Genomic DNA, 12,170 nt, shown 5'->3' with positions numbered 1-12,170 from the left:
GCGCCTAATCCGCCTTCCGATGGTCGAGCACGACGGCATTCACGAACAGGAAGAAGCCGATGAAGCTGGCGAAGAACAGGATGTCGCGCGCCGAGATCACGCCCCGGGTGAAGCCGCCGAAGCGGTCGGCGACCGAAAGCGCCCGGGCGAGCTCGGCCAGCTGCGGAATGCGGGTATCGAGGAATTCGGTGACGACCGGGCTGCCGGCCGCCGCGAAGACGAAGCAGAGCGCGACGGCGAGGACGAAGGCGACGACCTGGTTCTTGGTGCCGGCCGAGATCGCCGCGCCGAGTGCGAGATAAGCGCCGGCAACCATCAGGCAGCCGACATAGCCCGAGAGGATGACGCCGTTGTCGGGCGTGCCCAGGACGTTGACGGTGATCCAGAGCGGGAAGGTCAGCGCCAGGGCGATGCCGCAGAAGGCCCAGGCGGCGAGGAATTTGCCGAGCACCGCCTGCCACTGCGGCAGCGGCAGGGTCAGCAGCAGCTCGATCGTGCCGAGCCGGCGCTCCTCCGCCCAGAGCCGCATGGTCAGCGCCGGCACGAGGAAGAGAAACAGCCAGGGGATGAAGGAGAAGAAGGGGATCAGGTCGGCCTGGCCGCGGCCGAAGAAGTTTCCCAGCGTGAAGGTCAGGGCGCCTGCCAGGACCAGGAAGATGACGATGAATACATAGGCGACGGGCGTGGCGAAGTAGCCGGACAGCTCCCGCCGGGCGACGATCAGCGCGGGCGCCATCAGGCGGCCTCCTCATGATTGCCGAGGGTGAGGCTGCGGAAGACCTCCTCCAGGCTGCGGCCGGATTCTTCCAGCACCGTCGGCGCCGCATCCACGACGATGCGGCCGCGGGCGATTATGATGGCGCGGCTGCAGACCGCGCCGACCTCCTCCAGGATATGGGTGCTGATGACGATGGCCTTCTCCGGTGCCATGCGGCGGATCAGCTCGCGCACCTCATGCTTCTGGTTGGGGTCGAGCCCGTCGGTCGGCTCGTCCAGCACCAGCACCGGCGGGTCGTGCAGCAGCGCCTGGGCCAGGCCGACGCGGCGCTTGAAGCCCTTGGACAGGGTCTCGATGGGCTGCAGCCGGACCCCTTCGAGCTGGGTCAGCAGCATGGCATGCGCCACCCGGTCGTCGAGCTCCGAGCCGCGGAAGCCGCGGATGCGGCCGGTGAAGGCGAGGAAGCCGGTGACGCTCATCTCCGGATAGGTCGGCGCGCCCTCGGGCAGGAAGCCGAGGTTCCGCTTCGCCGCCACCGGCTGGTCCACCACGTCGGCGCCGCAGATGCGGGCGGTGCCGGCGCTGGGCGGCATGAAGCCGGCCAGCATCCGCATGGTGGTCGACTTGCCGGCGCCATTGGGGCCAAGGAAGCCAAGCACCTCGCCCCGCGCCACGGTGAAGGACACGTCGTCGACCGCGGTGAAGCCGGAGAAGCGCTTGGTGAGGCGCTCGATCTCGATCAGTGCGGCCAAGGCATACCCCCTGAGAAATCCCTAAGGCCGCCGCACTTACTCGCAACGGCCGGGTTGCAAAACCCCCCTCCCGCTAGCCCGCCCGCAGGGTTTCCATTGCCGCCTCCCGGCCGAACAGCCTCAGGAGCACGCGCGCGGCCTGTCCCCGGGGGCTGGCCAGGGTGGGGTCCTTCTCCAGCAGCAAAGCCGCGTCGCGGTTGGCCATGGTGATGAGCCCGTCCTGCGCCTCGGCCTCCGGCAGGCCAAGGCGGAAGACCGGAGCGCCGGACTGCCGAGTCCCGAGCGCCTCGCCGCCGCCGCGCAGGCGGAAGTCGGCATCGGCGATGACGAAGCCATCCTCGGTGTCGCGCAGCGTCAACAGCCGCTCGCGCGAGGCCAGGCCCAGGCCCTCGTCGTACAGCAGCATGCAGTAGCTGGCGGCCGAGCCCCGGCCGACCCGGCCGCGCAGCTGGTGCAGCTGGGCCAGGCCGAAGCGGTCGGCATGCTCCACCACCATGACCGTTGCCTCCGGCACGTCGACCCCGACCTCAATGACCGTGGTCGCCACCAGCAGTTGGGTGCGGCCCTCGGCGAAGGCGCGGATGGCGGCCTCCCGCACCTCCGGATCCAGCCGGCCATGCGCCAGGCCGACCCGTCCTGGGAAGCGTTCGGACAGTTCGGCGTACCGGACCTCGGCCGCCGCCATATCCACCAGCTCGGATTCGGCGACATGCGGGCAGACCCAGTAGACCCGGGCACCGCGTTCCATGGCCCGGCCGATACCGGCGACGACCTCGGGCAGGCTGCGCAGCCCATGCAGGGTGGTGGCGATGGGCTTGCGGCCCGCGGGCTTCTCGGTGAGGCGGGAGACCGCCATCTCCCCCCACTGGGTCAGCAGCAGGGTGCGGGGGATGGGGGTCGCGGTCATGACCAGGAGATCTGCCGGATTCTCCCCACCGGACCCCTTGCCCGCCAGGAGCAGGCGCTGGGCGACGCCGAACCGGTGCTGCTCGTCCACCACCGCCAGGGCGAGGTCGCGGAAGACCACGCCCTCCTGGAACAGCGCATGGGTGCCGACGATGATCTGCACGGCGCCGCTGGCCAGGCCACCGAGCACCCGCCTGCGCTGGGCGCCCTTCACGCTGCCGGCAAGCAGTTCGACCCTGACCCCGGCCGGGGTGCAGAGCCGGTCTAGGGTCCGGATGTGCTGGCGTGCCAGCAACTCGGTCGGTGCCATCAGCGCCGCCTGGGCGCCCGACTCGACCGCCCGCAGCATGGCCAACAGGGCGACCAGCGTCTTGCCGGAGCCGACATCGCCCTGCAGCAGCCGCAGCATCTGGTATGGCGCGGTGAGATCGGCATCGATCTCGGCCAGCGCATGCGCCTGCGACCCGGTCAGCGGATGGCCGAAGGCCGTCAGCGCCGCAGCCCGCAGCCGCCCATCGCCGGCCAGGGCCCGACCGGGCCGCAGCCGGACCCGGCGGCGGACCAGTGCCAGGGCCAGCTGCCCGGCCAGCGCCTCGTCATAGGCGAGGCGGGTCCGGGCGGCAGGCGGCGGTGCCCCATCCGGCGCCTGGACCAGCCGCAGCGCCGCGTCAAAGCCGGGCCAAGCCTCCCGCCGCAGCAGGGCGGCGTCATGCCATTCGGGGAAATTCGGCAGCCGCTCCAGCGCCGCGGCCATGGCCCGGACCACGGTCGCCAGCCGCAGCCCCTGCACCAGGGGCCAGACAGGCTCCACCTCGGGCAGGCCCTCGGGGCCGGTCGCGGTCAGCGGGTTCATCATGGAGAAGCCGCCGCCCTCGGCCTGCAGCTTGCCGGCGAAGAGCCGGTCGGTGCCTTCCGGCAGCAGCCGGCTCAGCCAGTCCAGCCGGCCGTTGATGAAGCGCACCATCAGCCGCTTGCCGCCGGCCGCCTCGGCGCGCAACTCGACGAAGGGCCGGCCGGTCTTCGACCGAGCCGCGCGCAGGCCCAGCACCAGGGCGGGCAGAATCACCTCGGTATCCGGCAGCGCCTCCTCCGGGTGCTCGATCCGCAGCCGCCGGGCATAGCGCTCGGGCATATGGAAGAGCAGGTCCAGCACCCGGTCTCCCCCCACCGCCTCGGCCAGCCGCTTGGCGATCTGCGGTCCGACCCCGGTCAGGCTGGCGAGCGGCGTCAGCAGCGGAGCCAGGTCAGCCCCGCCGATGCCGGCCCCGGGGAGGGACAGGGGCATTTCTTCCACATTCGTCATGCGGAACCATCACTGAGGCTGCTGCGTCGGGCTGACAGGATTCCCATGCGCCTCTATATGCCAGCCCCCAGACGCATCGACGACATGCCCCAAGATCCAGACGCCAGTCCATCCGCTTCCGATCCAACCGACCCCGACCCGCCCGTCCTTGACGCGCGGCGCCGGCGGCTGCTGTTCCGCGCGCATCATCGCGGGACCAAGGAGGCGGATCTGATGATCGGCGCCTTCGTCAGGCGGTGGGCGGCCGAGCTGACCGAGGCCGAGCTTGACGACCTCGAGGCCACCTTGGATTTCCCGGATGTCGAGCTTTCGGACTGGCTCACCGGGCGCCGCCCGGTCCCGGAGGACTGCCGCAGCCCCATGCTGGAGCGGATGCTGGTCGAATGCGCCGGCCTCGGCGCCGGCCTGCCACCGGAACTACGCCGCCCATGAGTGAGGTGCAGGCACCCAGCCGCGGCCTGACCATCCATGGCGCGCCGGAGGGCTTCGATGCCCTGCTGCTGGCGCGCCGGCGGGCGGAGACCGACGCGCCGATCATCCATGTCTGCCGCGACGATGCCCGTACCGCCCGGATGATCGAGGCACTGGGCTTCTTCGCGCCCGACGTGGAGGTGCTGCGCTTCCCGGCCTGGGATTGCCTGCCCTATGACCGGGTCTCGCCCAACCCCGAGATCGTGGCCGAGCGGGTCTCGACCCTCACCCGGCTGCTGGAGGCCGGGCCACGGCCACGGATCGTGGTCACCACGGTCAATGCCCTGGTCCAGAAGGTGCCGCCGCGCGCGGTCTTCCAGGGTGCCACCCTGCTGCTCAAGAAGGGCGGCCGGGTGAAGCCCGAGGTATTGACCGCCTTCCTCGAGGCCAATGGCTATGGACGTTCCGGCACCGTCATGGAACCGGGTGAATACGCCGTCCGCGGCGGCATCATCGACCTGTTCCCCTCGGGCGAGCCGGACCCGATCCGGCTCGACATGTTCGGCGACGAGATCGAGAGCATCCGCCGCTTCGATACCGGCAGCCAGCGCAGCGGCGAGGCCCTCGGCCAGCTGTGGCTGCGGCCGGTGGGCGAGGTCTTCCTCGACGAGGCATCGATCGCCCGCTTCCGCGCCGGCTACCGTGACCTCTTCGGCGCCGCCGCCGCCTCCGATCCGCTCTATGCCTCCATCAGTGCCGGGCGCAAGCACCCGGGGATGGAGCACTGGGCCGGGCTGTTCCATGAGAGCTTGGAGACCCTGCTGGACTATCTGCCGGGCGCCTCCGTCAGCCTGGACCACCAGGCCGGGGACGTGCTGGCCGCCCGGCTGGAGATGATCGCCGACCACTACGAGGCGCGCCGCGCCCCGGTCCGCACCCATGAGGGCGAGGTGCCCTATCGCCCGTCCCCGCCCGGCGCCCTGTACCTGACCCAGGGTGGCTGGGACGCGATGCTCTCGGGCGGCCCGCTGTTCCGGCTCTCGCCCTTCGCCAGGGTCGAGGAGGCCGAGGGCATCGATGCCGGCGGCCGTCCCGGCCGGCTCTTCACCGAGGCCCGCACCGCCGGGCAGAACGTCTTCGCCGCCTATGCCGAGCATGCCGAGGCCATGGTCAAGGCCGGCCGCCGCCCGGTGGTCGCCGCCTGGACCCGGGGCTCGCGCGAGCGGCTGGGCAACCTGCTGCGGGAGAACCGGCTCGCCGCCGAGCCGGTCGACGACATCGGCCAGATCGCCGGGCTGAAGCCCGGGGTGGTCGCGCTGGCGATCCTTGGGCTGGAACGCGGCTTCCTCGCCCCGGCCAGCGCCACCGGGGCGAAGTTCGGCCTGTCCGTGGTCGGCGAGCAGGATCTGCTGGGCGAGCGGATCGCCCGGCCACCACGCCGGCGCAAGCGCGCCGACCAGTTCATCGCCGATGCGACCGGCATCGAGCAGGGCGACCTGGTGGTGCACCAGGACCATGGCATCGGCCGCTACGATGGGCTCTCGACCATCGAGGTGAACGGCGCGCCGCACGACTGCCTCCGGCTGCTGTACGACGGCGGCGACAAGCTGTTCGTCCCGGTCGAGAACATCGAGGTGCTGTCGCGCTTCGGCACCGAGACGGCGGGCATCGCCCTCGACAAGCTCGGCGGCACCTCCTGGCAGTCGCGCAAGGCCCGCGCCAAGCAGCGCATCCAGGACATGGCGGGCCAGCTCATCCGCATCGCCGCCGAGCGGCAGGTGAAGGAGGGGATGCTGGCGACGCCGCCGGAGGGGGCCTGGGACGAGTTCTGCGCCCGCTTCCCCTTCGCCGAGACCGAAGACCAGCAGCGCGCCATCGCCGATATCATCGAGGATCTGGCCTCCGGCCGGCCGATGGACCGGCTGATCTGCGGCGACGTCGGCTTCGGCAAGACCGAGGTGGCGCTGCGCGCCGCCTTCGTCGTCGCCATGGCCGGGGTGCAGGTGGCCGTCGTGGTGCCGACCACCCTGCTGGCCCGCCAGCACCACCGCACCTTCACCGCCCGCTTCGAGGGGCTGCCGATCAAGGTCGCTCAGCTCTCCCGGATGGTGACGGCCAAGGATGCGGCGGCGGTGCGGGAGGGGGTGAAGGACGGCTCCATCAACATCATCGTCGGCACCCATGCGCTGCTGGCGAAATCGGTCGAGTTCGCCGAACTGGGGCTGGTGATCGTCGACGAAGAGCAGCATTTCGGCGTCGCCCACAAGGAGAAGCTGAAGTCGCTGAAGACCGACGTCCACGTGCTGACGCTGACCGCGACGCCGATCCCGCGCACCCTGCAGCTGGCGCTGACCGGCGTCAGGGAGATGAGCATCATCGCCACGCCGCCGGTCGATAGGCTCGCGGTGCGGACCTTCATTATGCCCTGGGACGGGGTGGTTCTGCGGGAGGCGATCCAGCGCGAGCGCTTCCGTGGCGGCCAGATCTTCTGCGTGGTCCCCCGCCTTGAGGACATGGCCAAGGTCGCCGACCGGATGCGGGAGATCGTGCCGGAGGCCCGGATCATCGAGGCGCATGGCCAGCTCGCCCCGACCCGGCTCGAGCAGGTGATGACCGAGTTCGGTGACGGCAAGCACGATATCCTGCTCTCGACCAACATCGTCGAATCCGGTCTCGACATGCCGGCGGTCAATACGCTGATCATCCACCGCGCCGACATGTTCGGCCTGGGGCAGCTCTACCAGCTCCGTGGCCGGGTCGGGCGGGGCAAGCAGCGTGGCTATGCCTACCTGACCTGGCCGCAGAGCCACCGGCTCTCGGCCGCGGCGCAGAAGCGGCTGGAGGTGATGCAGACGCTGGACAACCTCGGCGCCGGCTTCACCCTCGCCAGCCACGACCTCGACCTGCGCGGGGCCGGCAACCTGCTGGGCGACGAGCAATCCGGCCATATCCGCGAGGTCGGCATCGAGCTGTACCAGCAGATGCTCGAGGATGCCGTCTCCGAGATCAAGTCCGGCCAGGGCCGGAAGAAGTCGGAGGCCGACTATGCCCGCGACTGGACGCCCAACATCAACCTCGGCCTGCCCGTGCTGATCCCGGAGGAGTACGTTCGCGACCTGCCGGTCCGCCTCGGCCTCTATCGCCGCATCGGCACCCTGGCCAGCGAGGCGGAGGTGGAGGCGATGGCCGCCGAGCTGGCGGACCGCTTCGGCACCCTGCCGCCCGAGGTCGAGAACCTGCTGCAGGTCGTCGCCATCAAGGCGCTCTGCCGGGCTGCCGGGGTGGAGAAGCTGGATGCCGGGCCGAAGGGCGTGGTGCTCGGCTTCCACCGCAACCAGTTCCGCAACCCCGGCGGGCTGATCAGCTGGGTCACCGCCCAGAAGGGGCTGGTGAAGCTGAGGCCCGACCACAAGCTGGCGCTGCTGCGGGAGATGGAGCTGCCGCAGCGCATCCGGGTGGCGAAGGAGCTTCTGGGCGCGCTGGTGAAGGTGGTGTCCCAGGCCAAGGCCGCCTGACCGGCCTCGCTCGGGGGGGCTTCGGCCGCCCACCCCAGGCGGCGGTCAGGCCGGTGCGGACAGCCCGGCGCAGAGGAAGGGCACGATCTCCGCCACCGCCCGCTCGAAATCGCCGCTGTCGCAGGCTCCGCCGGACATGGCCTCCAGCCGCCCGGTGCGCAGCAGGGTGTAGCGGTAGGCGCCCATCATGAAATACAGCCGCCAGCAGATCGTCTCGTGCGCCAGCTGTGGCAGTACCCGCTGGAACTCGGCGGTATAGGCCAGGGTCGTGTCGTCGTAGACGGTGCTGAGCACGTCCTTCGAGATGTCGTCCGGCTCGGTGTGCAGCCGGGCATGCATGCGCATGGTGGCCCGCCCCTCCGGCGTCTGGCCGTTCAGCATGAAGGGGGTGACGAAGCTGCGGACCAGCGCCTCCAGCGGGATCGGGCCCTCGCCGTGCTGCGCCCGCGCATCGGCCAGCGCCCGGCTGCGGGCTTCGGTCACCTGCACCGCGCCGCGCATGTAGGCGGCCTTGAAGAGGTCCCGCTTGGCTCCGAAATGATAGTGCAGCTGGGCGAGATTGACCCCGGCGCCCTGGGCGATCGCCCGGGTCGATGCGGCGGAGTAGCCATGTTCCGCAAACAGGGACTGCGCCATGTCGAGGATTCGGTCCCGCACGCTGGGCCCCGCCTCGGGCACCAGCTTCGTCTTCTCGCCTACCGCCATACGCTGGCCAATCTTCCCATGATGCTGTCGCCCTATACCGCGGCCCATTCGGCTTGACACGGGGTCGCCCGGACGCCGAGATATGGTCGATCGACCGACTGCTTTCATGGAAGGCATAGCATGTGCGCGGCATGCGAAGCGACCGGCCCTGCGACACCGTGCCAGCGGAATGATCCTGTCGCCCGTCAGGCACGGTATTCCTGGGTCTGCAGCCCCAGGCGCGATTCATCCAGGGCACGACAACCGATGCAGGGGAGAGGCGAACATGGCTCTTAATGGGCTGAACCACTACACGATCCGCCCGGCGGATCTGGAACGGACCAAGGATTTCTACACGCAGATCCTGGGGCTCGAGATCGGCTACCGGCCGCCGCTCGGCTTCGACGGCTACTGGCTCTATTGCGGCGGGCAGCCGACGGTGCACCTCATCGGCCCGCGGGAGCGGGATGCGCATATCCCGCGGAACGTCGGCCCGACCGGGCTGCTCGACCATATCGCCTTCTCCTGCACCGGCCTCGCCGCGATGAAGGCCAATCTGGCCGAACGCGGGATCGAGCATGAGGAGCGGGTGATTCCGCGCGACCGGCAGACCCAGCTGTTCTTGGTTGACCCGGACGGGGTGGCGGTCGAGTTGAACTACCCATCCGACGAGACCGCGGCCGTCTGATGCGCTGAAGCCCGGCCGGGCAACGGAAGGGCGGGGAGGAAGCGGTGGCAGAACAGCAAGGAACCGGCCAGCTTGGCCGCCGGGGCCTGATCGCGGCCGCCACCGGCTTGGTCGGTGCCGACACTCGGGCGCAAACCGGGGCGTCCTCCGCCTGGCCGGAACGCCCCGTCACCATCGTCGTCTGCTTCCCCCCGGGAGGCTCGACCGATTTCTCCGCCCGCATGGTGGCGCCCGGCCTGTCCGAGCTGCTGGGCAAGCCGGTAGTGATTGAGAACCGGCCTGGGGCGGGGGGCAATATCGGCATCGGCGTGGTCGCCCGGGCCCAGCCGGATGGCCATACCCTGCTGGTCGCCTCCTCCGTCTTCGTGGTGAATGCCAGCCTCTACCGCACCGCGCCCTACGACCCGTTCCGCGACTTCGCGCCGGTGGGCACGCTGGGCGCCTCGCCCAACCTGATCTGCGTGCGCTCTGACAGTGGCATCACCAGCTTCGCGGCGCTGATCGCCGCGGCCAGGACCAATCCGGAGCGCTTCAACTACGCCAGCCCGGGTATTGGCACGACGCCGCATCTGGCGGGCGAGGTGCTGAAGCTCCGCACCGGGGTGAACCTGACCCATGTGCCCTTCCTCGGGGCGGGGCCGGCGGTGCAGGCCATCCTCGCCGGCACGACGGAGGTTCTGATCGCCAGCCAGGGTGGCCAGGTGGAGATCGCGGTGCGCAGCGGCCAGATCAAGGCACTGGCGCAGACTGGGGCGGAACGCGCCCCGGATATTCCCGATGTGCCGACCTTGACGGAGCTGGGGCTGAAGGATGCGGTCTCGGAAACCTTCAACGCCTTGTACGCCCCGGCCGCAACGCCTTCGGCGGTGATCCGCCGGCTGGACGAGGCGGTGCTGGCCGTGCTGCACCGGCCGGAGGTGCAGCATCGCTACCGCGCCGGCGGGGTCATCGCCCTGCCGGAGGGGGCCGCGGGGCTGAAGGCGCGGGTGGCGCGGGAGGTGCCCCTCTGGCGCGAGGTCATCCGGCAGGCCAGGATCGCGGCTGAATAGGGAGAGACCGCATGGAATCCGCAGGCCGCGCCTGGCACCAGATCGTCATCGACGTGCTGAAGGCGAATGAGGTTCGCCTCATCCCCTATGTGCCGGACAACGTGCTGAAACCGCTGATTGCCGGCATCCATGCCGACCCCTTCTTCGAGGCTTTCACCGTAGCGCGGGAGGAGGAGGCCGTGGGCATTGTCGCCGGCGCCGTCATGGCGGGGCGGCGCGGCATGGTGCTGATGCAGACCAGCGGCTTCGCCACCCTGGCCAATGTGCTGGCCAGCCTGCCCTGTGCCTATCAGATCCCGGTGCTGATGATGGTGAGCGAGCGCGGGACGCTCGGCGAGTTCAACATCGGCCAGGCGGCGGTCTGGCGGACCATGCGGCCGACGCTCGAATCCCTGGCGATGCCCTATCACGTCGTCACCCGGTTGGATGAATGCGAGTTCGTCGTGGATCGGACGATCCGCCAGGCGCATCTGACGCAGCAGCCGGCGGCGCTGATCCTCTCGCCGCTGCTGACCGGCGGCAAGTCCGTGACCCCGAAAGTGGTGGCGCAGTGATGGCTGAGATCCTGACCACGGCGCACAACGCCAAGCGCATGTACCGCTTCGACCTGACCCAGCGTCTGGTCGCCAGACTGACGAAGAACGAGGCGGTGGTGGGTGGCATCGGCCATACCAATTTCGATCTCTGGTCGGCCGGGCACCGGGCGCAGAACTTCTACATGCTGGGCAGCATGGGGCTCGCCATCCCGATCGCCCTCGGCGTGGCGCTGGCGCAGCCGGACCGGAAGGTGTTCGCGCTGGAGGGCGATGGCTCGCTGCTGATGCAGCTTGGGTGCCTCGCCACCGTGGCTACCCTGGCGCCGAAGAACCTGACGATCCTGGTGATGGACAACGGGGTCTACCAGATCACCGGCGGGCAGGGGACGCCGGCCGCGGGGGGCGCCGACTATGCCGCCATCGCCCGCGGCTGCGGCCTGCCCAATGCCGGCTGGGCCGCGGATGAGGCGGATTTCGAGCGGCTGGTGCAGCAGTGCCTCGAGACCGACGGGCCGCATTTCATCGGCCTCAAGCTGGATGACCAGGGGCCGGTAACCCAGACCGAGCGCGACCCGGTGCAGATCCGCGACCGCTTCATGCGCGGCATGGGCGCGAAGAAGAGCAAACTGCCGGGATAGCGAAGGGAGGGTGGGGCCGTGCTGCGACGCCGAGGCTTGCTGCTGGCCCCCCTTATCGCCGCACCGGCGCTGGCGCAGGATTTTCCGAACCGGCCGATCCGCCTGGTGGTGCCCTTCGCCCCGGGCGGGCTGACCGATATCCCGGCCCGGCTGGTCGCCGCCCATATGACCCGCACCCTTGGCCAGGGCGTGGTGGTGGAGAACCGGCCGGGCGCCGCCGGCACCATCGGCGCGGCGCTGGTGCGGGTGGCGCCGCCGGATGGCTATACGCTGCTGGCCGCCAATGCCGCGAGCAATGCCCAGGCGCCGGCGCTGCGGCGCAACGTCGGCTACAATCCGGTGGAGGATTTCGCCCCGGTCATGCTCGGGGTGATCTCCCCCTTCGCCCTGATGGTGCGGGCGGACCGGCCGCTGCGGAGCATGGACGACCTGATCGCGCTGGCCCGGCGGGAGGGGCGCGTCACCTTCGGCACCACCGGGCCGGGCGGCACCGGGCATATCCTGGCGCTGATGCTGACGCAGCAGACCGGCGTGACCTTCGAGCCGATCCACTTCGCCGGCGATGCCCCGGCGATCCAGGAAGTCCTCGCCGGGCGGCTGGACATGCATTACGCCGCCGCGACCCGGCCGCAGGTGGAGGCCGGGGCGCTGTTCCCGGTGGCGACGACCGGGTCGGCGCGCTGGTCGGTCTTCCCCGAGGCGCCGACGCTGGTCGAGCTCGGCTTCCGCGGCATGGATCTGGTCGGCTGGAACGGGCTGGTGGCGCCGCGCGGGACGCCGGCCGGGATCATCGGCGCGCTGAATGTCGCGGCCAACCTTGCCATCCACGATGGCGCGGTGCGGGCGCGGCTGGCCCAGGCCGGGCTCGAGCCGCAGGGCGGCGGCACCGGGCGCTTCGGCGCCTTCATCGCCGGCGAATATGCCCGCTACAGGCAGATCGCCACCGAGTTCAACCTGTTCATGGATTGAG

Annotated in this window: 11 protein-coding genes; 7 read left to right on the top strand and 4 right to left on the bottom strand. The window is 70.4% G+C overall.

The window, feature by feature from the left end; translation table 11 throughout:
* Positions 1-4: 4 nt before the first annotated feature.
* From QWZ14_RS13590 to recG, 3 genes are all read right to left on the bottom strand, one after another.
* The gene (locus tag QWZ14_RS13590) at positions 5-736 is read right to left on the bottom strand and encodes an ABC transporter permease (protein WP_290317226.1); all 732 of its coding nucleotides are present in this window, start codon (positions 734-736) and stop codon (positions 5-7) included.
* Positions 736-1,470, bottom strand: coding sequence for an ABC transporter ATP-binding protein (locus tag QWZ14_RS13585; protein ID WP_290317225.1), 735 nt, complete (start codon positions 1,468-1,470; stop codon positions 736-738). Before QWZ14_RS13585 ends, QWZ14_RS13590 begins: the two co-directional genes overlap by 1 nt.
* A 73-nt stretch (positions 1,471-1,543) precedes the next feature.
* Entirely contained in the window at positions 1,544-3,661 is a 2,118-nt protein-coding gene (gene recG, locus QWZ14_RS13580; protein WP_290317224.1) for an ATP-dependent DNA helicase RecG, read from the bottom strand.
* Positions 3,662-3,847: 186 nt separating this feature from the next.
* Here recG and QWZ14_RS13575 point away from each other — a divergent pair, with 186 nt between their 5' ends.
* The gene (locus tag QWZ14_RS13575; protein WP_353959307.1) at positions 3,848-4,111 is read left to right on the top strand and encodes a succinate dehydrogenase assembly factor 2; all 264 of its coding nucleotides are present in this window, start codon (positions 3,848-3,850) and stop codon (positions 4,109-4,111) included.
* Entirely contained in the window at positions 4,108-7,605 is a 3,498-nt protein-coding gene (gene mfd / locus QWZ14_RS13570) for a transcription-repair coupling factor (protein ID WP_290317222.1), read from the top strand. Before QWZ14_RS13575 ends, mfd begins: the two co-directional genes overlap by 4 nt.
* 45 nt (positions 7,606-7,650) lie before the next feature.
* On the opposite strand, the gene QWZ14_RS13565 is transcribed toward mfd, so the two are convergent.
* Positions 7,651-8,310, bottom strand: a complete 660-nt coding sequence (locus QWZ14_RS13565; protein WP_290317221.1) for a TetR/AcrR family transcriptional regulator — start codon at positions 8,308-8,310, stop codon at positions 7,651-7,653.
* A gap of 265 nt (positions 8,311-8,575) precedes the next feature.
* Here QWZ14_RS13565 and QWZ14_RS13560 point away from each other — a divergent pair, with 265 nt between their 5' ends.
* From QWZ14_RS13560 to QWZ14_RS13540, 5 genes are read left to right on the top strand one after another with little or no spacing between them, the layout of a single operon-like run.
* The gene (locus tag QWZ14_RS13560; RefSeq protein ID WP_290317220.1) at positions 8,576-8,977 is read left to right on the top strand and encodes a VOC family protein; all 402 of its coding nucleotides are present in this window, start codon (positions 8,576-8,578) and stop codon (positions 8,975-8,977) included.
* Between the two features lie 44 nt (positions 8,978-9,021).
* Complete coding sequence (locus QWZ14_RS13555; RefSeq protein WP_290317219.1) at positions 9,022-10,026, top strand: Bug family tripartite tricarboxylate transporter substrate binding protein; 1,005 nt, start codon at positions 9,022-9,024, stop codon at positions 10,024-10,026.
* 11 nt (positions 10,027-10,037) lie between these two features.
* Positions 10,038-10,580, top strand: coding sequence for a thiamine pyrophosphate-binding protein (locus QWZ14_RS13550; protein WP_290317218.1), 543 nt, complete (start codon positions 10,038-10,040; stop codon positions 10,578-10,580).
* Positions 10,580-11,200, top strand: coding sequence for a thiamine pyrophosphate-dependent enzyme (locus QWZ14_RS13545; protein ID WP_290317217.1), 621 nt, complete (start codon positions 10,580-10,582; stop codon positions 11,198-11,200). The genes QWZ14_RS13550 and QWZ14_RS13545 overlap by 1 nt, the downstream gene beginning before the upstream one ends.
* Before the next feature lie 18 nt (positions 11,201-11,218).
* Positions 11,219-12,169 carry a Bug family tripartite tricarboxylate transporter substrate binding protein gene (locus tag QWZ14_RS13540; protein WP_290317216.1) on the top strand — a complete coding sequence of 317 codons (951 nt, stop codon included), beginning with the start codon at positions 11,219-11,221 and terminating at the stop codon, positions 12,167-12,169.
* Position 12,170 lies beyond the last annotated feature (1 nt).

The organism is Paeniroseomonas aquatica (genome assembly GCF_030409335.1).
GTDB lineage: Bacteria > Pseudomonadota > Alphaproteobacteria > Acetobacterales > Acetobacteraceae > Belnapia > Belnapia aquatica.
The sequence above is the reverse complement of the archived record's forward strand: the minus strand, read 5'-3'. Positions and strand labels throughout refer to the sequence as shown.

What these genes read in the sequence shown, in the direction of transcription:
- QWZ14_RS13590 (WP_290317226.1), bottom strand. Translation starts at nt 736, where the DNA reads ATGGCGCCCGCGCTGATCGTCGCCCGGCGGGAGCTGTCCGGCTACTTC.
- recG (WP_290317224.1), bottom strand. Translation starts at nt 3,661, where the DNA reads ATGCCCCTGTCCCTCCCCGGGGCCGGCATCGGCGGGGCTGACCTGGCT.
- mfd (WP_290317222.1), top strand. Translation starts at nt 4,108, where the DNA reads ATGAGTGAGGTGCAGGCACCCAGCCGCGGCCTGACCATCCATGGCGCG.
- QWZ14_RS13565 (WP_290317221.1), bottom strand. Translation starts at nt 8,310, where the DNA reads ATGGCGGTAGGCGAGAAGACGAAGCTGGTGCCCGAGGCGGGGCCCAGC.
- QWZ14_RS13560 (WP_290317220.1), top strand. Translation starts at nt 8,576, where the DNA reads ATGGCTCTTAATGGGCTGAACCACTACACGATCCGCCCGGCGGATCTG.
- QWZ14_RS13550 (WP_290317218.1), top strand. Translation starts at nt 10,038, where the DNA reads ATGGAATCCGCAGGCCGCGCCTGGCACCAGATCGTCATCGACGTGCTG.
- QWZ14_RS13545 (WP_290317217.1), top strand. Translation starts at nt 10,580, where the DNA reads ATGGCTGAGATCCTGACCACGGCGCACAACGCCAAGCGCATGTACCGC.